This window comes from Vreelandella alkaliphila (genome assembly GCF_016107625.1).
GTDB classification, from domain to species: Bacteria; Pseudomonadota; Gammaproteobacteria; order Pseudomonadales; family Halomonadaceae; genus Vreelandella; species Vreelandella alkaliphila.
Genome location: NZ_JABASV010000002.1, coordinates 339,250 through 364,307 on the forward strand (window position 1 = coordinate 339,250; position 25,058 = coordinate 364,307).

A 25,058-nucleotide genomic window follows, 5' to 3' on the forward strand; every position below is an offset into this window, starting at 1 on the left:
CCTCATGTGACTTTTCGCCAGTTACAGGTTTTTGTCGCTGTTGCTCGTGACGGCACGGTTATTGCTGCTGCTGATCACTTAAAGCTATCTCAATCAACTATTAGCCAATCGCTCTCAGACCTTGAGCGTCACCTGGGTGTCGAGCTCTTCGAGCGGCTTGGCCGACGCTTGCAACTCAATAGTATGGGAAGCTACCTATTACCCCGTGCCGAGCGCCTTCTGGAAGGCATGGCCGATTTTGTTGCTGTCGCTGAGGACCCTGAAAGCCAATTGCAGGGCACGCTTAATATATCGGCCAGCGCTACCACAGGTACCTATCTGCTTCCCCCTCTGGCTGGATACTTCAGCAATCAGAACCCGAGGGTGGATCTTCGGCTACGATTGCGTAATACCGGAGAGGTGATTACGGATCTGCTGCGTTTTGATGCTGATTTGGGGCTGATCGAAGGGCAGTGCCACGAATCGCGCCTGAAGAGTGAAACATGGTGCGAAGACCAGCTTGTGATTGTCTGTTCCCCACAGCATTCCCTTGCCAGCAAGGAGTGGCTTGATGACGCTGATATTAGAGCTGCCGCCTGGATACTGCGTGAACCTGGGTCAGGCACGCGTGAAGTATTTGAGGCCGCTGTGTTACATCATGTCGAACGATTGCAGGTGCGCATGGAACTCAGTCAGCATGAAGCCATCAAGCAAGCAGTGAAAGCTGGCCTCGGTTTGGGCTGCCTCTCTCATCGCAGTGTGGAAGGGGAGCTTGAAAGAGGGGAGTTGGTTGCGCTGAACAGTGGGTTAAAGCTAACCAGGATTTTTTCATTGGTGTGGCATCCAGAGCGTTATCGGAGCCCGTTGTGGCAAGCGTTTAAGGTTTTTTTGATCGATAATCATGGCAATCCTCCGAAGCCAGGCAGGCCACAATAACTGGGTTCGAAATGTACAGCTAAGATGTCGTGCACAGAGCCTATTGATGACACTGCTTTTTACGTTCAGGCTGTTCGTAAATGGCATCAATTTGGTCACATCAGAAGCTCATCAGAAAGTACGCTTCTTAAAAGTCACGTTTGCAGATGCCTTAACGACGGCGATTTGTTCCCAGAGAAGCCTGCGGTGCACGTCAGGTTAATTGACAGTACACCGCAGGCCAAACACTTATCGGTTGTAGAAGCTATTGTTTAGGTGCATCAGCGCTTTCTCACGGGACAATAAAAACTACCCCCATAATAGCGGTTCACTACTCAATAACATTTCTCTTTAAATTACAGAGAAATTGTTGCTGGACTGTTGTTTCTAAAATAAACGAAACAATATAAAGGAAAGTGAAATGAGTAATAAAAATCAAAATAAATCATCTGATCTCGACTTCTCAGAACGGCCGGTTCCACTCGAAGGCAGGATGCCTAAATTAAATTTAATGATGGCTTGGTGGGCAGTTTGTAGCGCCATTTTTTATATGGTGGTGGCAGCGGCCATGGCCCGTAGTTATGGCACTACTAACGCACTGATCGGTATTGTGCTGACGGTGATTGCCTATGGCGTTATTAATGGTGTAATCAGTCGCTACTCAATGAAAACAGGGTTAACAGTTGCTTTGTTTTCAAAAATTTTATTTGGCCATTTTGGTGCTGTAGTTGCAACTTTAATATTTTTTGCAACAGCTCTCTATTACGCCGTTTTTGAAGGTTACGTTATGGCCCTGGTGCTCTCTGAATGGAGCGGCACTCTTCCCATGGCTGTAGCTACTGCAATCGTGGTGTTTTTTGGGATTGCATTGATATTTGGAAGTGTGCAGCACTGGCTCGATAAGTTTAATGGTGTGCTATTGCCGGTCTATGTAGTAGGAATGTTGATTGCGGTTGGCATGGCGATCGCTGAGTTTGGTTATCCCACTGGTTGGCTGACGCGTGTACCAGACAGTGGCGCCCCAAGCTTGGGGTGGTTACATACCTTTGCCTACTATATGGGTGTCTGGGTATTAATGATGTTTACCTTTGACTATGCGCGGTTTGGACGTACTGAAGACTCCGGCTTTCACACTCATATCACTTTTGGTATTCCTTTCTACGCTATGACCTTCCTATTTAGTGGGGTGGTAGGCATTTTATTAGACTCTATGATACCTACGGACGGTCTTTCCGAAGCATCAATCGTATTAGGGTTACTGGAGTTGATGGGATTTGGTGGTTTGTTGCTGGTTTGGGTGACACAGAGTCGTATCAATACGGCCAACTTCTATCTTGCAACCGTCAATTTTGAATCCTTTATCCGCAAAGTAACAGGCATTCAGATGTCAAAAGTGGTTGCTGGGTGCGCTATTGGTGTCATTGCTTATGTATTGATGATGGCAGATGTATTTTCGTACATCCTCCAGGCGTTGGCATATCAAGGGGTCTTTGTGGTTGCTTGGGTGGGCGTCGCATTAGCGCATATCTTATCCAAAACCTATCAGGATCGTTTCAATGGTCATGTCGAATTAGATAACGCCTATATACCTGCCTTTAATCCTTGTGGTTTGCTGGCCTGGTGTGGCGCCACATTGACGGGCATTGTGATAATGAATATTCCTGCTATCGCTGGCTTCTCTGCTCCAGCCACTTTTGCTTTTGCCTATGTTGCTTATAGTCTTGGTCTAAAGTTTGCAAGAGAAGAGTGGTATGTTGCTAGTCTTAAATAGTAGCACCCAATCGACTTCACCCCCAGATTGAATAGAGCTTTGCGTGGGCAGTTGAGAGCAAGTTGCTAAATTTTAGAGCAGCTCTGTCCACGTTTTTTTAAGACTTTTTTTAATAGCTTGTTAATACGTTTTTTACTGGTTATTAATAAGAGTTCTTTATTTTAGATGGTGTTGGTGTGTTTGTGTTGGTGTGAAAATATAAATATATATTTTCTTCTTATCTCAAGCGAAAAAAATGAGTAAAACAATTATAAGGAGTCGATATGCCTGATATTAGAGTTGCCGTTGACGCAGGTGGAACTTTCACTGACGTGTGTATTTATAACTCGTCCACTCAAGAATTTCGTGTCACTAAAGTACCCTCTACGCCAAATAACCCCATGCAGGCAGTGATCAATGGGGTTAGGCGAGGTGAAATCGAACTGGCTGATGTAGACCTGTTCTTTCATGGAACGACTGTCGCTACGAATGCGTTGATTACACGACGCTTCCCAAAGGCATCTTTGGTGACGACCAAAGGCTTCCGTGATGTTATCGAAATCCGCGATGGTACTAAAGATAATCTCTGGGATGCTTATGCGGATGTAAGCGGCCCCTATATTCGGCGGCGTGATCGCTTTGAGGTCACTGAGCGCGTTGATTATGCCGGTGAAATTGTCACCCCGCTGAATGAGCAGGAGGCGAGAGAGCTGGCACGTAAACTTAAGCGACGAGGCACCACAACGATCGCTGTATGTTTTATGAATTCTTATGCCAATGCACATAATGAGCAGCGCATGCGTCAGATTCTCGAAGAAGAGATTCCCGGCGCCAATGTATCTACGTCCTCAGAGATACTGCCCGAAATTTTTGAGCATGATCGTTTTAATACTGCAGTAGCCAATACGGTATTAGGGCCGCTGGTATCCGATTATGTTAAGCAGTTGGATGATGAGTTGACAGCTGGTGGCTACGTCAATGATTTACTGCTTTTACACTCTGGTGGCGGATCGATGACACCAGCGATGGCCAAACATTTTCCTGTACGTCTGGCAGCATCTGGCATTGCGGCCGGTGCCATTGCAGCTAAGCATATCGCCGAACAGTGCGGCTACCAAAATGCAGTCGGCCTGGATATGGGCGGGACATCAACAGATATTTCCCTAATCCATGATGGTGAACTGCGGGTAACCAAGCAGTGGGGTGTGGAGTACGGCCACCCAATTGTATTTCCTAGTATCGAGGTGCTGACCATTGGTGCTGGCGGCGGCTCGCTAGCCCATATCGATATTGCTGGTGCCTTACGCAATGGGCCCCAATCAGCTGGCGCGGATCCAGGTCCAGCTTGCTACGAGCGTGGTGGCATGGAGCCTACTAATACTGATGCCAACATAGCATTAAATCGCCTGGGTACTAGCTTGGCCGGTGGAGCACTAGAGCTTAACCGAGATAAAGCTATTGACGCGATCAAAGATAAAATCGGCCAACCGCTATCGCTAGAAACAGCCGAGGCTGCCCAAGCTATCCTAAAGGTAGCGAATGCCAACATGGCGGATGCTGTTCGCTTAGTTTCCATTCGCCGTGGTCTCGATCCGCGTGATTTTGCCCTGATTGCTTTTGGAGGAGCAGGTGCATTGCATGGCGCTGAAGTTGCCAGAGAGCTTGGTATCCCTGCAGTGATCATACCGCCCAATCCGGGGGTTACATCAGCCATGGGCTGCTTGCTAGTGGATATCCAGCATGATCTGTCGATGATGTATACCGCATCCGCTGATAGCGCTGATACTAATGATCTTGAGCATCAGTTCTGTGGCCTGGAGAAGGAGGCAGCCGATCGCCTGCGCCATGAAAACGTTGCGGATGAAGATGTCGTGCTTCAGCGAGGGATTTCAATGCGCTACCAGGGGCAATGGCGTTCACTGCAAGTGCCGATGAATAACAGCGCCCACTCACTAAAAGATGCGATGGAAACCTTTCATCAGGAGCATGAACGCCAGTTCTCATTCCGCCAGGATACACAGCCGGTCGAAATCTATCAGTTGCATCTTCGTGCCATTGGTAAAACTCCTAAGCCGTCGTTCACGCCCTTTGAAAAGATTGTCGGTGTAACCGTAGAGTCGCATGCCCAGAGGGATGTGTTCTTTGATGGCCAGTGGCACGCCACGCCCATTTATCAACGTGAAACACTTCCACCCGGTTTTGAACTGGCAGGCCCAGCGATTATTGATCAGTTGGATTCTACAACTGTCGTTCCCCCTAACACGACGGCGTTCATTGATGAGTGGAAAAACATCCGGATTCAGATCATCGCAACAGGAGAGCGCGCATGAACATGCACAACAAAATTAACGCTGGCACCCTAGATCCGGTGACGTTTGAAGTACTGAAAAATGCATTTGCTACAAGCGTCGATCTCATGAGCGAACAGATCTTGCGTACCTGTTATTCGTTTGTGATCTATTCCCGCGACTTTTCTTCTGCACTTTGTGACGCCAAAGGTAATACCGTTATGCAGGGCAGTGGTGACATCGCCGTGCACGTGGGCACTCTCCATTTTCAATGTAAAGCAGTATTAGAAGAGTTTGCCGATGATATTAAGCCAGGTGACGTATTTGCCATTAATGACCCCTACCGTGGAGGTACTCATCTTAATGATGTTAGCTTCATCCGGCCGATTTTCGTCGCTGATGAGATTATCGGTTTCGCCCAAAATAAAGGGCACTGGGCGGATATTGGAGGCAATGTTCCTGGATCTTTTGATGTCAATGCTAGTACTCACTTTAGTGAAGGGCTACGGATTACTCCGATACGGGTCTGGCGTCAAGGAGCCTTCTTACATGATGTTGCTCAGTTGCTGGTTTCCAATACGCGGGCTCCGAGTCAGGCGCTAGGCGATTTGCATGCGCAAGCGGAGGCCACTGCCGTGTGCGAACGAGAAATCCTGCGTCTAGTTGAGAAATATTCCAAAGAAACAGTTATCGAAGCCATGCAGGAGACACAGGACTACGTCGAACGTATCGTATTGAAAAGCTTGGCAGACATGCCTAAGGGCGAATGGGAAACAGTAGATTATATTGATGTCGATCCTGCACAGGGAGAAGGCATGGTTCCTATTTGTATTAAGCTGAAACTAGATGGTAATGGCATCCACTATGACCTATCAGGCTCGGCACCAGCCGTCTCCACCTTTCTAAATTCTGGTTATGGCACAACCCACTCAGCCATTTACGCTGGTACTAAGACATTCTTTCCAGATGTACCGCTAAACTCAGGCTTTTATCGAGCCGTGACAGCAAATATTGGTGAAGAGGGCAGTGTGGTTAATGCAGGCTGGCCGCATGCAGTGACTGGCTTCTGCTCGGGCCCCTACGAAAAAATCATGAATGGTGTCTTCGAATTATGGAGCGGTATCATGCCGGAACGGGCCATGGCCTGTGCCTTCAATTTAGAGTATTTGTTGATTGGCGGTAATGATGGACGAACAGAGTCAACTAACTACTTTATGTGGTATGACTGGATGGCGGGAGGCTGGGGAGGCCGCCAAACGAAGGATGGGTCTTCGGCAACATCCCCTGTTTTTGGTACAGGTCTCGCTGTGCAGCCTGTAGAAGGTCAGGAACGTCTTAACCCAGTGTTGACGATGTGTCATGAAATCAGCATGGACTCAGGTGGCCCAGGGCGTTTTCGTGGTGGATGTGGGGTGCAGAAAGGAGGAGTGCTTACCAAGGTCGACAAGACAGTGATGAGCTATTGCTGTGACCGTGGTCGCTCGGTAACTTGGGGGCTTAATGGCGGCCTACCTTCCGTTCCACACGGCGTGTGGATTAATAAAGGCACTCCAGATGAAAAATATCTGGGCGCAACATTCTCCAATGTGCCAGTGCATTCAGGCGATACGTTTACACGACCCTCCGCAGGTGGAGGAGGCTTTGGGGACCCGCTAAAGCGTTTGCCGGAAGAGGTGCTTGAAGACGTTATTGATGGCTACGTCTCAGTGGCTCGGGCTGAGCTAGATTATGGGGTGGTGATTACCGTAAACGATGCAGATATTGATGATTATGCGATAGATACTGAAGGCACATCTAAAGTTCGGGATATGATACGTAAAGAGCGCCATCAATGGTTGCAGTCACCGCCTGAACAAGTGGCTCGCCAATACCGTGATGGTGATTTAGATGTACTGGATGTGATTCGTCGTTATGGCGTGGTGCTTGATTGGGGAACTGGCGAATTGCTTGAAAAATCAACCCAGCAATACCGTGAGTCACTGCGCAGGCGTTCATCGGATCATTGGGCATGATCCAGGGTATTTTCATCGCCATTAACAAAAGCCATTGAGGCCAACGACTCGTAGCCCCGCCGCAAATTTTGGTGGGGCTCTAACGACTCGATGATGAGGCGAATAAAATGAATAATGCCAGCATCGATAAAAACCATTCTAGCTCCATGTTAATGTCTAGCTCGCAGGAACGCTGGACCAAGTTGGTTTCACAGACTTATTTCCCATTAACCCTGAATTACGGGAATCCGGAAGCGCGCTTTCAAGGATCTTTGAAAGTATGGAAGGCGCAAGGCAGTGATTTTTCACTATCGAGACTGTGCTCTTACCAAGCAGAGTACTCACGCTGCCAATCGCAAATAGCACAAGATGACCACGCTTCTTTTCTGGTCACAATTCCACTGCGTACCCATGTGTTCTTTACTCAACACGGCCGCAGCCTGAATTGTCCCCCAGGTCATTTTATTGTTGAACAGGGGGATGCCCCTTACCGCTTTGGCTATGAATTACCTAATGATATGTGGGTATTCAAAGTGCCTAGTCAATCGATGAAGCACAGAATTCGCAGGCCAGAACGATATTCGCAGCACTGTTTTTCAGCAGAAAAAGGTATTGGCTGTGCCTTTGTAGAATTCTTGATGATCTGCTCTCAAAGGGTCAATGAATGTAGTATCAATGACCAGAACCGCTTGTTTGAGCAGGCGTTAAATATGCTAACACTCGTTTTAGAGCAGGATGAGCGTGTGCTTAATAGTGATCAGTCGCACCTTAAAACCGCACATCTTATGCGTATCGAGCGCTATATTTCTGCCAACCTTGGTGACCCTGACTTGACACCTGCTCGCATCGCTCACTACAGCGGCATTTCATTACGTTATCTGCACAAACTATTTTCCGGTTCGGGCTATACCGTGCGTGAATGGGTAAAGGTGCAGCGCCTTGAAGCAGCCCATCGAGACCTGGAAGCGACGCCCACTGGTATTAATATCGGTGAGATCGCTTATCGCTGGGGGTTCTCCGATCAGTCCCAATTCTGTCGAGCCTTCAAACAGCATTATGGCTACTCGGCCAGTGAACTGCGGTTTCAGGTAGTTTAGGTATTTCTAGAGCTTCTTCCCCCCAAAAATAAACTTAAATCAGTGCGAGGCAATGTTATGACCAGACCCCAAGCAAGCAGTCAGCGACAAATAGATAACGATCAAGTAATCGTCACCCGTTGGGACTTCCCTCCTGAAGCAGAAACCGGCTGGCATCGTCACGATCATGATTATGTGATTGTGCCAATTCATGACGGCAAGATGTTACTCGAAACGCCAGAAGGCAACCGTGAAGTGATGCTACAAGCAGGTGTATGCTACAACCGTGTAGAAGGCACCGAACATAATGTCATCAATATTGGCGAGAACGCTTTTTCTTTTGTTGAAGTTGAACTGAAGTAACGCAGGCAGCCTCAAGTAAGCTAAAGGCTTGAGGCGTTTTCCTGAGCTTTTAGGCTTATCAAACATGCTTTTCCCTTCTTGAAAGGAAAGCCGTGTCCTTCGGGGTTAATGCATTGCGAACTTGTTGCCCCAGACCCGCACTGGTTGAAACGCCGTAGGGAGAAGCGTTTCTGCGAAAAAAGATCATGGGTTTCTTGGGAGACGTAAAGCGGAATGACCATTAAGGAGCTATGCCGTCAGAATGGTTGTCCGTAAGCCAGTTACTATTGCTATCGATAAGCCCTGAAAAGCCCTGTTGAGCTCCCACCATGAGATAGACCCCATTCCATCAGCCTCGCCATTTTTGAGCAGCGAGTCACATTTGTGGCGTGGTATAAACTAAAGTCGGGGTTTCTGGCATGAGTTCGATGGCAGTAACCTATGGGTATAAAACGCGAATAGTTGTTCGTCTTGCGAACTTAAATTATAAGTACTCTAACCCATGAAGAGTCCACTATGAAAAAAATTCTAAACGCTCTTTGCACTGCCACCTGCGGTGGTGCAGTCGCACTATCTCTCTCCGTGTCCACTGCTCAGGCGCAGGATTGGCCCACTGATGATGTACGCTTGGTGGTTCCCTATGCGCCTGGTGGAACTACTGATGTGTTGTCACGTCGTGTGGCCGACTTGCTGCAGGAAGAGCTCGATACCAATGTGGTGGTAGAAAACCGCCCAGGGGCTGGCTCTACTGTTGCTACTGGCCGTTTGGCTCGCGGTGGTCGTGATATCGATCACACCATATTAATGGCGTCACCTGGGCATACCATTGGCGCTGCTATTTATCCTGGTCTCACCTACGATCCGGTCGAGGACTTCGTATTCATTCAGAATATGATTGATATTCCTAACGTGATGGTGGTGCCTGCTGACAGTCCTTACAACAGCGTGCTTGAGTTTGTTGAGGCAGCGAAAGAACAGAATATGACCTTTAGCCACAGTGGTGTGGGTAGTTCTATCCACATGTCTGGAGAGCTGTTTAAGACGCTGACTGAAACCAATATGACTGCGGTACCTTTTGCTGGCAGTGGTGCAGCCTTACCAGCCTTACTGGGAGGTGATGTAGATGTCTCTTTCGAGAACATGCCGACTGTGTTCTCGCATATTCAGTCCGGCGATTTGAGAGCGCTGGCGGTCACTTCAGCTGAGCGTTCTGAATTTCTACCAGACGTGCCAACCCTCAAGGAAATTGGTGAGTATAACCTCGACCAGTTTGTCACTACCGCTTGGTTTGGCCTGATTGCCCATCACTCTTTCCCCGAAGAAGCGACAGCTGCCATGCAAAAAGCGTTGCAAGAGGTGATGGAGCGTGAGGAGTTCACTAGCTTTGTCGAACAGCTGGGTGCAGAAAAAGGCACTATCGCTGGTGATGAGTTCAAAGCCTTCATCACTGATGAAGTTGCTCGCTGGGACGAAGTAGCAACTGAAGCCGGTATTCGTCAAGAGTAAGTCATTGGCTAGTACATAGCATGGTGAGGCGGGGGTTACGACTCTCGCCTCAATTGGTTTCCTTGTAGAGCTTTTTTACGTCTTTACGTTGAGAGAGTACCCCGATGACGAAGTTTCACTCTACCGGTGGCACGTTGATCAAGGATCCGTGGGATGTAGTCGCCGGGGTTATGCTGCTGGGCTTCTCCCTGCTGCTGCTTTTCTATCTGGTTCCCAATTACATTGGTCAACCCCCGATCATGCAGAATCCGATGATGTCTCCGCGTTGGTTGCCAAACATTGTGGGCTGGTTGCTGCTCGTGTTCTCGGTACTGATGATTATTCAAGGTGTGCTAATTGCTGACGATGCGGAGGATAACGGGCGTCGCTTTGAACGCGGTCCATTATTGCGCTTTGCTCTGATGGCACTATCTCTGATTGTTTACGCTGGCCTGTTTGAAATGTTAGGCGCGGTAATCAGTGGCATCCTCGCCACTTTGATACTTTTCATCGCCCACCCGGTGCGTACTTGGTGGGTTTACGGTCTAGCTATCGTTTTCCCGGCGGGCGTGACGCTACTGTTTACGGGGATTATGAACGTGCCGCTGCCGATGTGGCCGTTCTGAGCTCACTGCCACCTTTAAGATCTGGTGATTTATGGAAAACATTACAGAAGTACTGCAGCTGTTTCTGGCCACAGAGAACTTTGTGGCAATAGCTGTAGGGGTGGTGATTGGCGTTACTGTTGGCTCTATCCCGGGTCTTACTGCCACTATGGCGGTGGCCTTGGCACTACCGTTTACTTTTTCTATGGAGCCGGTCGCGGCCATACTGTTGTTGGTAGGTATTTATAAAGGTGGTATGTATGGCGGCTCAATCACCGCTATTTTGATTCGTACGCCGGGTTCGCCAGCTTCGGCCTGTACGTTACTAGATGGCTATCCGATGGCGCAGCAAGGAGAAGCAAAAAAGGCGCTCAAGATGGCGCTCTATGCGTCGGTGATTGCGGATTTCATTTCTAATATTGCATTGATCTTTTTTGCTGCTTATTTAGCCAAGATTGCACTTAACTTCGGTGCGCCGGAATTCTTTTGGCTGATCTGTTTTTCTTTGACTATTATCATCTCGCTTGCCAGTGGTTCAATGATCAAAGGGTTGATTGCGGCTCTTTTGGGCATCCTGCTCTCGTTGGTAGGGCTCGATTCAGTGTTTGGCTCGCAGCGCCTGACCTTTGGCAACTACAATCTGATGGACAGTATCTCGTTCATTCCGCTATTGATCGGTCTGTTTGCGATACCTGAAATTATCGAATTTTATCGCAAAAAGGTGATACCTCACCTACGTGCCAAGGCGAGTGGTGCTGGCGTGTCTTTCAGCGAGCTCAAGGGCAGCCTCAAAAGCATCGTTCGAGGTAGTTTGATAGGTGTCATTATCGGCGCTATCCCAGGCACTGGGGCAACTGCAGCGGCTTTCATCTCGTACAGTGATGCCAAGCGTCGTTCGCCTCACCCAGAGCGCTTTGGAAAGGGAGAAGTAGAAGGTGTCGCTGCTTCCGAAGCAGGAAACAACGGCGTCGCTGGAGCCACGCTGATCCCACTGCTGTCGTTAGGAATTCCCGGCGATGTGATCACCGCCATTATCCTGGGAGCCTTCATGGTCCATGGGCTGACCCCTGGCCCACTGCTGTTTCAGGAAAACCTGCCGCTCATCTATGCACTTTTCCTCGGTATCATGCTCAGTTCCGTGATCTTGTTATTTGTGGGGAATGCGGCAATCCGTTACTTCTCCCTGATCGCAGATATTCCCAAATCGATTCTTTTTCCGATTGTGTTGATGTTCTGCGTATATGGGGCTTATGCGGTCAATAATGATACTTTCGATGTGTGGTTGATGTTGGCTTTTGGGGTTCTGGGTTATGTGTTTAATCGTACCGGTATCCCGGCTGCTCCCTTCCTAATAGGCTTTATTTTGGGGCCTATGTTCGAGGATAACCTGCGTCGCTCGCTGTTAATCGGTTCCAACGATCTGTCGATTTTCGTGCGTGGTCCGATCACCTGGTTCTTCATCGCTCTAACCTTAGGCTCCATATTGCTGGCCCTTTATCGTTTTATTACCTCGCGGCAAAAAGCGAAACAGAGTGCGAGTGAGCCTGGGGCGGGAGCGTGATGCTGTCGACCTTACGCTAAGTGGTGTTTTGCCTTAAGCCCGCGAAGTGGGCTTAAGGCGCAAGGAAATCGAGCCGGCCACCGTAGGGTGCCGGCTTTTTTTTACTAGTGAGGTGGAGCCAACCATGAGTTCCCGCATAAAGATGCCAGTTACAAACGTATGGTCTAGCCGTTTGCTAGCGGGTGTGGCAGTGCTAACCGTGGTGCATTTGTTGAGTGGCGCAACGTGGGTCGCAAGCTTGGCTCAACTACTTTTGGCAGGCTTTCTAGTGCTTGGTTGGATCCGTTTTAGCGCGATGGCTCGCATGCTAGCGTTGGCCTGTGTTGCAGTGTCATTTTTTGCACTGTGGCGACTTCCTTCTCCTTGGGTAGTGCTTTATGAGGCGGCTAATGGCTTTGTCTTTCTGGCGGCGTTCATGACGGCACTTGCGGTGCTGCGCTTGCCGGCTTATCGGTCGAGACTCATTCGCCGCTGTGGACAGAGCCTACTATTGCAGCCTCCCACATGGCGTTATCCGATGCTCTCGTTGGGTTCTACCCTATTCGGTATCGTGCTCAACTTTGGCGTGTTGAACTTGTTCATGTCGATGATCGATAAGGCTAATACTCTCGGCTCGGCCCAGGGACGAGTGTGGCTGCAGGAGGTGCGTCGCCGACGCATGCTCTTGGCAACCTTACGCGGCTTTACCCTGGCACCTCTGGTTTCCCCGTTAGGTATCGGCGTTGCGGTGGTTTTGGGTAATCTGGAACCGCTGACCTGGGGTGAGCTCTTTCCTTATGTGCTGGCATCGGCAGTCGTGCTATTTCTGATGGGGTGGGCTTGTGATCAGATTGCTGGTCCTCGTCCGAGAGCCAGCGCAGCAGGGAGTGAGAGGCCCTCATTGATGCCGCTAGTAGCTTTTAGCCTGCTGCTGCTGGCTCTGGTCCTGCTTGTTTTTGCACTTGCCACCATGCTATCTCTGCGATTGCCTCAGGCTGTTGTGATCGGTGTACCACTGGGAGCATGGGTATGGTTGGCCTGGCAGTGCCGTGATATTGGGCATGCTGGCGTGGGGTCAGCCACTGCTTTGCTCTCCCGTCGTCTGCCTGATGTGCTGGGTGGTATTGGTAACGAGGTTGTCGCGTTGGGCTCAGGTGCTTATCTTGGATATCTCAGCGTGGCGCTGCTTAATCCGGCCCAGCTCGATGGGATGGCATCACTCCTTATCGCTGCTGGCAACTGGTTGCCAGCACTAACGCTATTACTGATCGTGGTGCTTGCCCAGATAGGCGTCAATCCAATTATCAGCGTGACCTTCTTGACCAGCATGGTCGCCCAGGTCGGGCTAGAGGGTGTGTCATTGCCGCTATTGGCGGCGGCGATGCTGGTGGGGTGGTCATTGACGATGGTGTCGTCGCCATTCACGGCGGCAATGATGATTATGTCGCGATTCACAGGTATAACGGCGGGTCAAATTGGCCTGCGCTGGAACGGAGCATTCCTGGCGGCCTCGTTGATGATGGCCGCCGTACTTTTTCGATTAGCAAGCTGAGCTATTGCCTCAACCTACCGTGACACCACCGCAAACGAATAATGTTTGTCCCGTGATGAAACTGCTGCGTGGGTCGCAGAAGAAACTAACTGCTTGAGCAACATCGTCGGGTTGCCCCATACGCTGGACAGGGATGTTCTCAATGATACGGCGCGCACGCTCTGAGTCGGGTGGGTTGTTCTCCCAGAACGCTGTCGTGGCAATAGGTCCTGGTGCCACACAGTTAACCGTAATGCCATCAGCAGCTAGTTCTAGCGCCCAAGTGCGGGCCATCGACTGTAATGCTCCTTTCGTCGCGCTATAAAGAGTGCGGGCCTCCTTGCCGAGCACCACGCGACTGGCGTTCATAACAATGCGTCCCTGGCCATGCTGCCGCATATAGGGAAGAAGAGACTGAGTACATACCAACGCGGAGCGCACGTTGAGATGCATCAAAGAATCGAAGTCCTCAATACGGGTGTCGTCGAGAAGCGCAGGACGCACTATGCCAACATTATTGACAAGACACGTCACCGGGTGGGCGTCAGCAATTTTTTCGAGCACTTGGCGGGTCGCATCAATATTACTCAGGTCGACTAGGTGTGCATCGGCCTTTAATGATTCTGCCTCTGGCGCCTCAATGTCGAGGACAATGGTGCGATAGCCATCTTGTTGCAAGCGCAACGCAATGGCTTGGCCGATGTTGCGGGCACCGCCGGTGACGATAGCAAAGGGTTGTGGCATGGTTACATCCTTCTAGTTAAAGGCGCGTAGGGCGGAATAGCGGACGAGGGGGATGAATGACCCGGCGGCAACGGGGAGGCCTACGGTCATCAGCAAACACCCGCTATTGAGCGTCGCGAATCATGTTGCGCGAGATGATTACCTGTTGGATTTGGGTGGTGCCTTCATAGAGCCTGAATAGGCGTACATCGCGATAGAACCGCTCAACGGCGTATTCGCTTATATAGCCAGCGCCGCCATGAATTTGCACACCGCGGTCGGCGACCCTGCTGCACATTTCGGTAGCGAACATCTTTGCGCAGGAGGCCTCGGTGCTAACGTTCTGGCCCTCATCACGCTTGCGTGCGGCATCTAGAACCATGCAGCGAGCGGCATAAATCTCGGCCTTGGAGTCGGCCAGCATGCCCTGGATAAGCTGGAATTCGGCAATAGGCTTGCCAAATTGTTGGCGTTCCATTGCAAAGCGTAGAGAGTCATCTAGAACACGCTCAGCGGCCCCTACGGCAATGGCGGCAATATGCAGGCGTCCCTTATCCAAAACTTTCATGGCGGTCTTAAATCCGACGCCTTCTTGTTCGCCAATCAGTGCGCTGACCGGTACGCGTACATTATCGAAGATTACATCAGCGGTGTGAGCGCCTTTTTGGCCCATCTTCTTATCGCGTTTACCAATGGTAATGCCGGGGGTGTCGGCTTCAACGATAAAGGCGCTAATGCTCTTGGCGCCTTTGACCTCCAGGTTAGTGCGTGCCATTACAGTAAAAATACCGGCATGCGGGGCGTTGGTGATGTAGCGTTTGGTACCGTTAATCAAGTAGTCGTCGCCATCTTTTATAGCGGTAGTGCGCAGCGAGGCGGCGTCAGAACCAGAGTCGGGCTCCGTTAGGCAGAATGCACTCAGAATCTCGCCGCTGGCCAATCGGGGCAAGTAGTTAGCTTTCTGCTCGTTGGTGCCGTCTAGCAGGATGCCGATTGAACCGATGCCGTTGTTAGTACCGATGAAGGAGCGGAAGGCGGGAGATGTCCTGCCCAGCTCGAAAGCAATATTGACTTCTTCCTCCATGGTCACACCAAGACCACCATATTCTTCGGGAATAGTGAGCCCAAAGAGACCCATATCACGCATCTGTGAGGCAATGTCATCGGGGATTTCATCGCTTTCAGCTATTTCTTCCTCACGTGGAATTAACGCTTCTTTAACAAAGCTACGTATGGAGTCGAGCAGGAGCTGCATGGTTTCCTGGTCACGAATCATGTGTGCCTCTTAATGTAAGGTAAGTAGATCGTTGGAGTAGTGGGTTTTACGAGATCTGGGTCTTTATATCGTTGACCAACTGGACTAATTGGGGCCCGATAGACTCTTCCAGCTTTTCCCGTGATATCTGGAACTCAGGACCACCACAGTTGAACGATAGAATTCCCAACTGCGGGTGATGGAGCGGCACCGCAACGGCATTCACTTTTCGTTGCCATTCTCCAATCGACAAACAGTAGCCGTAATCGGCGTAGTCACGAAAAGCACGTTCTAATGCTTTGCGAATAACAGGCCAGTCGCCGGGATAAGACTCCCGCAGGTGGTCCATTAGTGCGTCTCCCTCTTGTGGAGGTAGAGCAGCCAAATAGGCGCGTCCCGCCGAGCTTTGATGAAGGGGAAGACGCGTACCGGTTTGGCGACGGATGGTGGAACGTAGAGAACTCTGAACCACATCTAGATAAACCATGTCTAGGCGATCTCGGGCAGACATGGCCACTGTCGCACCGACTTCGTCGGCGAGATTTACCATCAAAGGTTGGGCAATCGCGCGAATTGGCAGGTTGGATAGCATGGAATAGCCAAAGGCCATAACGCCCACATCCAATTGATACTTCCCTCGTGATATAGGGCGAAGATAGCCCAGCCGGGCGAGAGTATGCGTGAGCCGGCTAACGGTGGGGCGTGGCAGCCCCGACTTCCTAGCCAGATCGAGGTTGCTTAGGGCACTCTCGCTTGGAGTGAAGCAGCGTAGTAGTTCAAGCCCTCTCGCCAACGCAGTTACGAACTGCCGGTCTTTCTCCTGCTCGCCCGCCGCATTCATCGGGTCTATTACGATCTGAAAATCGCCCTGATTGTCTGTTGTCTTCACCGATTTCTGCCTCGTTAGAGGTTTTTGGACAGATTGATTTTGCAGCTTGTTGTCGATAAATGTCAATCATGCAGTCTTAATGTCCGTATGGCGGACATTTTAATGTTGCAATATAGAGCGTTTTAGAAATTGTGTATTTATTATAAGTATTTGATAAATATGTATTTTTATTATGGTTGTTTTTCGATAGATTGACAGTTATTCCAAAAGCTGTGTAAGTTTTATCTCTTATAAAAACATTTGTCCGTAATGCGGACATTATTGGTGGCGAAATTTTGAATGATAAACAAACAGCGCTCTTCCGAGGTCTATCTTGCCTCGCTTGATGATGGGGTGGCGGTGGTTCGTATTGATCGGCCGCATGCCAAGAATGCTCTCAATGGAACGGTGAGGTGCCAGTTAGCCGAGCTTTTTTCGTCTCTAACCCGGCAGGATGAGGTGAGAGTCATTGTACTGACCGGGGGCGAGCAGGTGTTTGTTGCAGGTGCTGATGTAAAGGAGTTTGCTGAGGCTTCTCCGACTGAAATGCATCTACGCCACAATGAGCGTTTCTGGGAGCCGGTGGCACGCTGTCCTAAGCCAGTGATCGCCGCAGTTAATGGGTTTGCTCTGGGAGGTGGCTGTGAGCTTGCCATGCACTGCGACATCATCATCGCGGGGGAGTCGGCACGGTTTGGGCAGCCAGAGGTAAAGCTGGGTCTAATGCCTGGTGCGGGTGGGACGCAACGGCTAGTACGAGCAGTAGGGAAATTTCAGGCCATGCGCATGCTGATGACCGGCTGCATGGTATCAGCGGCAGAGGCGTTGGCCATGGGACTGGTTAGCGAAGTGGTGAGTGATGATCGGACACTGGAACGCGCCACAGTACTGGCACAAGAAATCGCGAATTTGCCTGCTCTAGCGCTAGAGCACATCAAAGAAACGGTGCTCATGGGGGCTGATCTGCCCTTAGAGAGCGCTTTGGTTCTCGAACGTAAAGCTTTTCAGCTGCTTTTTGACACTGTGGATCAGAAAGAGGGGGCTGCTGCCTTTATCGAGAAGCGCAAACCGAGCTACCGAGGAGAACCCTAATGGCGAGAAAAGTGAACCGGCTGGGGATTGTCGGCACAGGAGTGATGGGGGCTGGAATAGCCCAGATCGCTGCGCAGGCAGGGCTGGAGGTCGTGCTGTTTGATAGCCGCGATGGGGCAGCCCGTGCTGCACGTGATGGTTTGCAAGGAACGTTCGATAAATTGGTTAGCAAGGGCAAAGTATCGCGGGAGTCTGCTGGAGCCGCTTTGTCTCTTCTTACCATCGCCGAATCGATGAAGTCTTTTGCGGATTGCGATGTGGTTATTGAGGCAATCGTCGAGGATCTGGGAATCAAGCAGAGCTTATTTGGCGACCTCGAAGCGATCGTTTCGCGAGATTGTATCCTCGCTACCAATACCTCTTCACTCTCGGTCACCGCTATTGCTGCGGAGCTAACTTATCCTGGTCGAATGGCCGGTTTTCACTTCTTCAATCCTGTTCCACTGATGAAGGTCATTGAGGTGATCGGGGGAGTCAATACCGATGAAGCTGTCGTTAATACACTGCTGGAGTTGGCAAGCCAACTTGGACATGCTGGTGTGCGTGCTCAGGACTCCCCAGGCTTTATTGTCAATCATGCTGGACGTGCCTACAGCACGGAAGGCCTGAAGATTTTAGAAGAGCAGGTGGCGCCGCCTGACGATATCGACCGGATTCTTCGCGAGGAGGCTGGTTTCCGAATGGGGCCACTCGAACTTTTTGATTTGACTGGCCTCGATGTTTCGCACCCTGCGATGGAGTCGATTTTCACGCAGTTCTATCACGACCCGCGTTATAGGCCTTCTTATATATCCCGGCAAATGTTGAAAGGGAATCGCCTGGGCCGCAAGACGGGGGTGGGCTTTTATCGCTATGAAGGAGGACAAAAAATCGCCGCGCTGGCGCCACAGCCTGTGCCCACGATCAGTGATTTTCCGCCGTTCTGGGTGGGATGTGAGGATATCGACCTATGTGAGCAGGTCGTGTCACTGCTGGTGTCGCTTGGCGGGCGAGTAGAAAGGACAGATTCACCATCGGAAGAAGCGCTCTGTTTACTACTGCCCTTTGGTGATGATGCGGTGAGTGCGAGTGCGTATTTCGGTGTCGACCCTGAACGCACACTCTGCCTTGACACATTTATGGGGCTGGAGCGGCATCGCACACTGATGATGACACCCGTCACGCGACAGCAGATGTGCGACGCTGCTCACGCATTATTGGCCTCTGATGGAACCGGAGTGACCGTGATTCGTGACAGCGTGGGGTTTGTCTCTCAACGTGTGCTGGCCGCAGTGGTTAATCTAGCCTGTGATATTGCTCAGCGTGGGATTGCCACGCCTACCGATATCGATAATGCCGTTAGATTGGGACTTAATTATCCCTATGGACCGTTGGCATGGGGAGATGCGTTAGGCCCGCAGAGGTTGCTTGCCATTCTTGAGCGCATCAATGCCTTAACGGGAGATCCTCGCTATAGGCCAAGCCCGTGGCTGCGGCGTCGCGCAACGCTTGGCGTATCACTGTTACATGAAGCACCGAATGTTCGGTGATGTTGAGGTTGATTATGTTAGTTGAAACGAGGTGGGTGTCATGGGAGCACTGACGGGAATTCGTGTGCTTGACCTAAGCCGAGTACTGGCTGGCCCCTGGTGTAGCCAAGTATTGGCCGATCTTGGCGCGGATGTCGTCAAGGTAGAGCGCGTAGGGCGAGGCGATGACACGCGTGCTTGGGGCCCTCCATACATGAAAGATGCTCAGGGTAACGAGACTCCGGAAACCTCGTATTACCAATCCTCCAATCGCAATAAGCGCTCGGTGGCTGTCGATATTACCACCGAAAAAGGGCAGGAAGTTGTTCGTGCATTGGCGGCTGAGAGCGACGTGCTGGTCGAGAACTTCAAAGCGGGCTCCCTAAAGAAGTATGGGTTGGATTATGAATCACTCTCCAATCTCAATCCGAGATTAATCTACTGCTCCATTACGGGGTTTGGCCAGACAGGGCCTCGCGCGCAGGAACCTGGCTATGATTTCATTATCCAGGGAATGGGTGGGCTAATGAGCATTACCGGGGAGCGTGATGGCGTTCAGGGGGGCGGCGCGCAAAAAGTAGGGGTGGCTGTCACCGATGTGATGACAGGGCTTTACTCGGTTATTGCCATTCAGGCTGCGCTACTGGCACGTGAAAAATCTGGTCGCGGCCAGCATTGCGACATGGCGCTCCTGGATGTGCAGGTGGCGGCATTAGGCAACCAGAGCCAGAACTATCTAAGCACAGGCGTTTCACCTGGGCGCTATGGTAATGCGCATGCCAACATTGTGCCTTACAACTCCTTTTGTGCCAGTGATAAGGACTTCATTATTGCTTGCGGCAACGATTCTCAGTTTGCCGCGCTAGCCAGCGCTATTGGGTTGCCAGAGCTTTCTGCTGATCCTCGGTTTTCAAAGAATGAAAATCGGGTCAGAAATAGAGATGCGATCACCCAGATTCTCTCAGAGCATTTTAAACGCGATACAGCTGAAGCGTGGGTAAAAAAAATCAGCAACGTTAGGGTACCGGTCGGGCTAATTAACGATATTGCCGACGCACTAGCAGAGCCCCAGGTGGATGCCCGTGGCATGCTGGTTAATATCCCCCATTCTCTGAATCCTGACTTCAAGATGGTGGGTAGCCCAATTCATCTTTCCGACACGCCCGTAGAGTACAGAAGACCAGCACCACTGCTGGGACAAGATACTAACGATGTACTCGCCGAGTATCTTGGTCTTTCGCCAGAGCAGTTATCGCAGTTGAAAAATGACGGCGTACTGGGGTAACCCATGCCTCCAAGTCGCCGACGACGGCTTGGTGGGTGATCTTTGCGAGGTTCTACCAGGGCTCAAGGGTAAGCTGTAATGTTAAACACCAATTAAATATTATTAGATGGGCGTGCATAATGAACGACACGATTAAGTTATTGAAATCTCATCGCTCAATTAGAAAGTTTGAAGAGCGGAAAGTTTCGCCGGAGTTATTGATAGAACTGATTCGTACAGGGCAAGCAGCAGCAACCTCCAGCCATATACAGGCATATAGCATAATACATGTCACCGATAAGCATTTACGCGACCAGTTAGTCGAGCTGACAGGTGGACAAAAATACGTAGCGAGCAGCAGTGATTTCCTAGTCTTTTGCGCCGATATGAAGCGTCCACTTGAAGCGGCGAGAAGCACAGGGGAAAACGTCGTGAGTGGTATGACCGAGCAGCTTTTGGTTGCTACGGTAGACGTTTCACTGGTAGCACAAAACATCGCGATTGCGGCGGAGTCAGAAGGGCTAGGAATTTGCTACATAGGAGGTATACGCAATAATCCACAAGCCGTGAGCGAACTGCTAAGTTTGCCACACCATGTATATCCTGTATTTGGTATGTGTATTGGTTATCCTGCACAAGATCCGGATATTAAGCCGCGGTTACCCGTTGAAGCTATCGTCAAAAAGAACAGATACAGTGATGATTCAGAGCATGTGAATGCTTTTAATCTCACCATGCACCACTATTACCAGACCCGCAAAGGGGGAAATAAAGTTTCAGACTGGTCTCAGAGTTTAGCCCCACTTTTTAATCAAAAGCTGCGTTCGCATATGCAAGAATTTCTTATTGATAAAGGCTTTGAAATGAAGTGAGGAATAGTTTTCAGATCTAATAGACAGTCTATCGCCACTCTTTTGTGTGGCTGGCTGGTTGATACAAGCTTATATCCAGCTGTTTATGGCGAGCCGTCTAGTTGAGTGTTTGATACAGGCGGCTTGCTTGGTTGGTTTAACGGATGATCGCCGTTACGAAGCCGCGGTCATCAGGTTTTAACCTTTCATCTTAGCCTTTTTCCTCCATCAGTGCCCCCTCGCTGAAATAACCTTACTAGCACATAGCCAATATAGTATGTTGTTCGAATAGCGCCCAATTGAGCGATTTTCAGACATTATGAAGACAGATTAAGCACTAAACGACACGTTATTATAGGCATAACGACTTCCGACGATGACGTAATGCCACGAAAGGAGATGAGCAGTGGGACAACCAAAAGTAACGGTCCTTCACGGACCTAATTTAAATCTTTTAGGCGTTCGTCAACCAGACGTTTACGGCTATGAGACGCTGGATGATGTTAATAACGCTTTGGCTGAAACAGCTGAGAAGCAGGGCTGGGATATAAGCTGTTTTCAAAGCAATCATGAGGGCGAATTGATTGACGCCATTCATGCGGCGCGTCTCGATGGCACGCTGGCTATCATCATCAACCCGGCCGCCTATACCCATACGTCTGTCGCTATCCTCGATGCGCTCAATGCCTTTGAAGGTAGGGTCATTGAGGTACATATCTCAAATGTCCATAAACGCGAAAGCTTCCGTCACCACTCCTATGTCTCGCAGCGGGCAGATGGGGTCATTGCGGGGCTTGGGACGGAGGGTTACCAGGCCGCTTTAAACGCCATCATAAAATCCTGCGTTTAAACGGTACGCGAAGCAGTACGAGGGCAAAAAGCAGTACAAAGACCATAAAGATACCTCCTTCATGAAGAGCTGCGTAACGCTTGTGACCCGACGCTATACCTTGGTAGTAGCTTACGCCAAGTAGCGCGTGCATCTGCCTGGCTGAAGAATGAATAATTATTTGAAATGATAAGGTTTTTACCGATGTTAACGAGAGGGGAGGCTTAGCCTCCCCTTTTGTATGCGTGCTTGGTGGGGTTTGACGAGTGAATATGACGGGAGTAAATTGTTCGCACTACAAATCAAAGTTCGTTATTCGAACTTGTCGAGAGTCACTGCCAGGAGGAGACCTATGGCTGAGTTCTTGAGCTTGCATGACGCGGTAGCGCGCTACGTCGAAGATGGCGCCACCGTTGCCATGGAAGGCTTTACCCACCTGATTCCGTTTGCCGCGGGCCACGAAGTGATCCGTCAGAAAAAGCGCGACCTGACGCTGATCCGCATGACCCCCGATATCATCTACGACCAGTTGATTGGCGCGGGCTGTGCTAAAAAGGTGATCTTCTCCTGGGGCGGTAATCCCGGCGTGGGCTCGCTGCATCGACTGCGCGATGCGGTTGAGAAAGGCTGGCCGCGCAAAATTGAGATTCTTGAGCACAGTCATGCCGCGATGGCCTGCGCCTTTGAGGCCGGGGCTGCTGGCCTGCCAATGGCTGTGCTGCGTGGCTATGTCGGTAGCGAGCTGCCGAGCGTGAATGATCAAATCAAATTTATTGAGTGCCCGTTTACCGGTGAACGCCTAGCAGCGGTTCCTTCTGTGCGACCGGATGTGTCGATCATTCACGCTCAACGGGCGGATCGACAGGGTAATGTGCTGGTGGAAGGTATTGTTGGCGTACAGAAAGAGGCGGTGTTGGCTGCTAAGCACAGCATTGTCACCGTGGAAGAGATTGTCGATGACCTGAACGCTCATCCCAATGCTTGCGTGATCCCAGGCTGGGCGATTAGTGCCGTTGCCGTGGCAGAAAAGGGCGCGCTGCCTTCGTATACCCATGGCTACTACGGTCGCAGCAACCGCTTCTATAAAGAGTGGGATGCCATTGCTCGTGACCGCGATACCTTTACTCAATGGATCGACAAGAATATCTACGGTGCAGAGGAGCAAGCCTAATGAGTCAGGAATACACCTCTTCTGAAATGATGACTGTGACCGCTGCCCGTGCGTTAGAAAATGGCATGACCTGCTTTGTGGGCATTGGTCTACCTTCTGAAGCCGCCAACCTGGCACGCCTAACCCATGCGCCTGAGGTAGTGCTGATTTATGAGTCCGGCACCCTGCAAACCAAGCCTGAGATTCTGCCGTTATCCATTGGTGACGGTGAGCTGTGCGAATCAGCGTTGACCACGGTGGCCGTGCCAGAAATGTTCCGCTATTGGCTGCAGGGTGGCAAAGTCAACGTGGGCTTTTTAGGCACTGCGCAAATCGACCGCTTTGCCAACCTTAACACCACACTGATCGGTGATTACAAAGCGCCTAAGGTACGCCTGCCGGGCGGCGGCGGTGCGCCGGAAATAGCCACCAACGCTGGTGAAGTGTTTATTACCTTGAAGCACTCAAAGCGCGCGTTTGTGAAAGATGTCGACTTCGTCACCACGCTAGGCTTTGGCCGTGATGGTAAAGGGCGCGATAACGTGCCCAATATTGGCAAGGGTCCCACGCGGGTCATTACTGACCTATGCGTGATGAAGCCCGACCCGGACACCAAAGAGCTGGTCGTCGTCTCGCTACACCCCGGCGTCACCCGTGAAGACGTGATTGACGCAACCGGTTGGGATATTCGCTTTGCCGAACAGCTGGAGAGCACGCAGGAACCGAACCCCAACGAGCTTGAAATATTGCGCGAACTGAAAGCACGCACCGAGCGTGCCCACGCGGGTGAATAAGGAGCTTTGTATGAGTGATGTCTATTTATGCCACCCGCGCCGCACTGCCGTTGGCCGCTTCGCTGGTACCTTGGCCAGCGTGCGCCCCGATGATTTCGCCGCGACGATTTTTAAAGCCGTACTGGCGGAAGCGCCGGATCTTGACCCTGCTGCCATTGACGAAGTGTTTATGGGCTGCGCCAACCAGGCCGGTGAAGACAACCGCAACGTGGCACGTATGTCGTCGCTGCTGGCGGGCATCCCGACCTCGGTACCCGGCACAACCATGAACCGCCTGTGTGGTTCGGGCATGGACGCGGTCGGTACCGCGTTTCGCGCGATTAAAGCGGGCGAAATGGAGCTGGCACTGGCAGGCGGCGTGGAGTCCATGTCGCGAGCGCCCTACGTGATGGGCAAGGCTGAAGGCGCTTTTGCGCGCGGGCAAAAGATCGAAGATACCACCATCGGCTGGCGCTTTATCAACCCGCTGATGAAGAAAGCCTACGGCGTTGATTCGATGCCAGAAACGGCGGAAAACGTCGCCGAGCAGTTCACTATCTCTCGGGAAGATCAGGATGCCTTTGCCCTGCGCTCTCAGCAGAAAGCCGCTGCCGCCCAAAAAGCGGGGCGCTTTGCCCAAGAGATCACCGCCATCGAGATTCCCCGCCGCAAGCAGGCGCCGCTAATCTTTGATCAGGATGAGCACCTGCGGGAAACCTCCCTGGAAAAACTGGCAGGGTTGCCTACGCCGTTCCGTGAAGGCGGTAGCGTGACCGCAGGCAATGCGTCGGGCGTTAACGATGGCGCGGCGGCGATGCTGGTGGCCAGTGACGCGGCGGTTAAACAGCATGGTCTGACACCGATGGCGAAAATTATTGGCATGGCCACGGCCGGCGTTGAGCCGCGCATCATGGGATATGGTCCGGTACCTGCTGTGCAAAAACTGCTTAAACGCACTGGTATCACCATGGATGATATCGATGTGTTTGAGTTCAACGAAGCGTTCGCTGCCCAGGCACTGGCCTGCATGCGTGACTTGGGCCTTAAAGACGACGATCCACGCGTCAACCCTAACGGCGGCGCGATTGCCCTGGGTCACCCGCTGGGTATGTCCGGTGCGCGCCTGTTAATGACCGCTGCTCATGAGCTGCAAAACAGCGGCAAGCGCTATGCATTGTGCACCATGTGTGTAGGCGTGGGTCAGGGTATTGCCACGCTGATTGAACGCGTTTAACGGAGGTAG

General features: G+C 51.1%; 22 protein-coding genes. 18 read left to right on the forward strand and 4 right to left on the reverse strand.

What is annotated here, in order from left to right; translation table 11 throughout:
• The first annotated feature begins 6 nt into the window (after positions 1 to 6).
• The 4 genes from JFC11_RS04775 (at position 7) to JFC11_RS04790 (ending at position 6,944) form a co-directional block, all read left to right on the forward strand.
• Entirely contained in the window at positions 7 to 915 is a 909-nt protein-coding gene (locus JFC11_RS04775; RefSeq protein ID WP_332838105.1) for a LysR family transcriptional regulator, read from the forward strand.
• Between the two features lie 400 nt (positions 916 to 1,315).
• The gene (locus tag JFC11_RS04780) at positions 1,316 to 2,665 is read left to right on the forward strand and encodes a purine-cytosine permease family protein (RefSeq protein ID WP_198348838.1); all 1,350 of its coding nucleotides are present in this window, start codon (positions 1,316 to 1,318) and stop codon (positions 2,663 to 2,665) included.
• 263 nt (positions 2,666 to 2,928) lie between these two features.
• A complete protein-coding gene (locus tag JFC11_RS04785; protein ID WP_198348839.1) occupies positions 2,929 to 4,974 on the forward strand; it encodes a hydantoinase/oxoprolinase family protein in 2,046 nt (681 codons plus the stop codon).
• The gene (locus JFC11_RS04790) at positions 4,971 to 6,944 is read left to right on the forward strand and encodes a hydantoinase B/oxoprolinase family protein (RefSeq protein WP_198348840.1); all 1,974 of its coding nucleotides are present in this window, start codon (positions 4,971 to 4,973) and stop codon (positions 6,942 to 6,944) included. Before JFC11_RS04785 ends, JFC11_RS04790 begins: the two co-directional genes overlap by 4 nt.
• Here JFC11_RS04790 and JFC11_RS04795 read toward each other — a convergent pair.
• A complete protein-coding gene (locus JFC11_RS04795) occupies positions 6,932 to 7,081 on the reverse strand; it encodes a hypothetical protein (RefSeq protein WP_198348841.1) in 150 nt (49 codons plus the stop codon). The genes JFC11_RS04790 and JFC11_RS04795 overlap by 13 nt on opposite strands.
• Before the next feature lie 15 nt (positions 7,082 to 7,096).
• Here JFC11_RS04795 and JFC11_RS04800 point away from each other — a divergent pair, with 15 nt between their 5' ends.
• The 6 genes from JFC11_RS04800 to JFC11_RS04825 all read left to right on the forward strand — a co-directional run bounded on the left by JFC11_RS04800 (position 7,097) and on the right by JFC11_RS04825 (position 13,523).
• On the forward strand, positions 7,097 to 8,020 hold the full coding sequence (locus JFC11_RS04800) for an AraC family transcriptional regulator (protein ID WP_198348842.1): 924 nt from the start codon (positions 7,097 to 7,099) through the stop codon (positions 8,018 to 8,020).
• A gap of 57 nt (positions 8,021 to 8,077) precedes the next feature.
• On the forward strand, positions 8,078 to 8,362 hold the full coding sequence (locus tag JFC11_RS04805; RefSeq protein WP_038479197.1) for a cupin domain-containing protein: 285 nt from the start codon (positions 8,078 to 8,080) through the stop codon (positions 8,360 to 8,362).
• A 495-nt stretch (positions 8,363 to 8,857) separates the two neighbouring features.
• Positions 8,858 to 9,847 (forward strand): Bug family tripartite tricarboxylate transporter substrate binding protein, encoded by a 990-nt coding sequence (locus JFC11_RS04810; protein ID WP_198348843.1) that lies wholly within the window; start codon positions 8,858 to 8,860, stop codon positions 9,845 to 9,847.
• 104 nt (positions 9,848 to 9,951) lie between these two features.
• Positions 9,952 to 10,452 carry a tripartite tricarboxylate transporter TctB family protein gene (locus tag JFC11_RS04815; protein ID WP_198348844.1) on the forward strand — a complete coding sequence of 167 codons (501 nt, stop codon included), beginning with the start codon at positions 9,952 to 9,954 and terminating at the stop codon, positions 10,450 to 10,452.
• 31 nt (positions 10,453 to 10,483) lie between these two features.
• On the forward strand, positions 10,484 to 11,992 hold the full coding sequence (locus JFC11_RS04820) for a tripartite tricarboxylate transporter permease (RefSeq protein ID WP_198348845.1): 1,509 nt from the start codon (positions 10,484 to 10,486) through the stop codon (positions 11,990 to 11,992).
• A 124-nt stretch (positions 11,993 to 12,116) separates the two neighbouring features.
• Positions 12,117 to 13,523, forward strand: coding sequence for a hypothetical protein (locus JFC11_RS04825; RefSeq protein WP_232482772.1), 1,407 nt, complete (start codon positions 12,117 to 12,119; stop codon positions 13,521 to 13,523).
• Positions 13,524 to 13,532: 9 nt separating this feature from the next.
• Here the strand turns inward: JFC11_RS04825 and JFC11_RS04830 are convergent, their stop codons facing one another.
• From JFC11_RS04830 to JFC11_RS04840, 3 genes are all read right to left on the reverse strand, one after another.
• Entirely contained in the window at positions 13,533 to 14,246 is a 714-nt protein-coding gene (locus JFC11_RS04830; protein ID WP_198348846.1) for an SDR family NAD(P)-dependent oxidoreductase, read from the reverse strand.
• Positions 14,247 to 14,349: 103 nt separating this feature from the next.
• Positions 14,350 to 15,501, reverse strand: a complete 1,152-nt coding sequence (locus JFC11_RS04835; RefSeq protein WP_198348847.1) for an acyl-CoA dehydrogenase family protein — start codon at positions 15,499 to 15,501, stop codon at positions 14,350 to 14,352.
• Between the two features lie 46 nt (positions 15,502 to 15,547).
• On the reverse strand, positions 15,548 to 16,369 hold the full coding sequence (locus JFC11_RS04840) for an IclR family transcriptional regulator (protein ID WP_198348848.1): 822 nt from the start codon (positions 16,367 to 16,369) through the stop codon (positions 15,548 to 15,550).
• Between the two features lie 279 nt (positions 16,370 to 16,648).
• On the opposite strand from JFC11_RS04840, the gene JFC11_RS04845 reads away from it, so the two are divergent.
• From JFC11_RS04845 to pcaF, 8 genes are all read left to right on the forward strand, one after another.
• Positions 16,649 to 17,440: an enoyl-CoA hydratase gene (locus tag JFC11_RS04845; RefSeq protein ID WP_198348849.1), complete on the forward strand. Its 792-nt coding sequence runs from the start codon at positions 16,649 to 16,651 to the stop codon at positions 17,438 to 17,440.
• Positions 17,440 to 18,969, forward strand: a complete 1,530-nt coding sequence (locus JFC11_RS04850) for a 3-hydroxyacyl-CoA dehydrogenase (RefSeq protein WP_198348850.1) — start codon at positions 17,440 to 17,442, stop codon at positions 18,967 to 18,969. Before JFC11_RS04845 ends, JFC11_RS04850 begins: the two co-directional genes overlap by 1 nt.
• Before the next feature lie 40 nt (positions 18,970 to 19,009).
• Entirely contained in the window at positions 19,010 to 20,233 is a 1,224-nt protein-coding gene (locus JFC11_RS04855; RefSeq protein WP_198348851.1) for a CaiB/BaiF CoA transferase family protein, read from the forward strand.
• 119 nt (positions 20,234 to 20,352) lie between these two features.
• Entirely contained in the window at positions 20,353 to 21,084 is a 732-nt protein-coding gene (gene nfsA, locus JFC11_RS04860) for an oxygen-insensitive NADPH nitroreductase (RefSeq protein ID WP_198348852.1), read from the forward strand.
• 385 nt (positions 21,085 to 21,469) lie between these two features.
• Positions 21,470 to 21,913, forward strand: coding sequence for a type II 3-dehydroquinate dehydratase (aroQ, locus tag JFC11_RS04865; protein ID WP_198348853.1), 444 nt, complete (start codon positions 21,470 to 21,472; stop codon positions 21,911 to 21,913).
• 331 nt (positions 21,914 to 22,244) lie between these two features.
• Complete coding sequence (locus tag JFC11_RS04870; protein WP_198348854.1) at positions 22,245 to 23,063, forward strand: CoA transferase subunit A; 819 nt, start codon at positions 22,245 to 22,247, stop codon at positions 23,061 to 23,063.
• Entirely contained in the window at positions 23,063 to 23,836 is a 774-nt protein-coding gene (locus JFC11_RS04875; RefSeq protein WP_198348855.1) for a CoA-transferase subunit beta, read from the forward strand. Before JFC11_RS04870 ends, JFC11_RS04875 begins: the two co-directional genes overlap by 1 nt.
• Positions 23,837 to 23,846: 10 nt before the next feature.
• Positions 23,847 to 25,049 (forward strand): 3-oxoadipyl-CoA thiolase, encoded by a 1,203-nt coding sequence (gene pcaF, locus JFC11_RS04880; protein ID WP_198348856.1) that lies wholly within the window; start codon positions 23,847 to 23,849, stop codon positions 25,047 to 25,049.
• Positions 25,050 to 25,058: the final 9 nt, after the last annotated feature.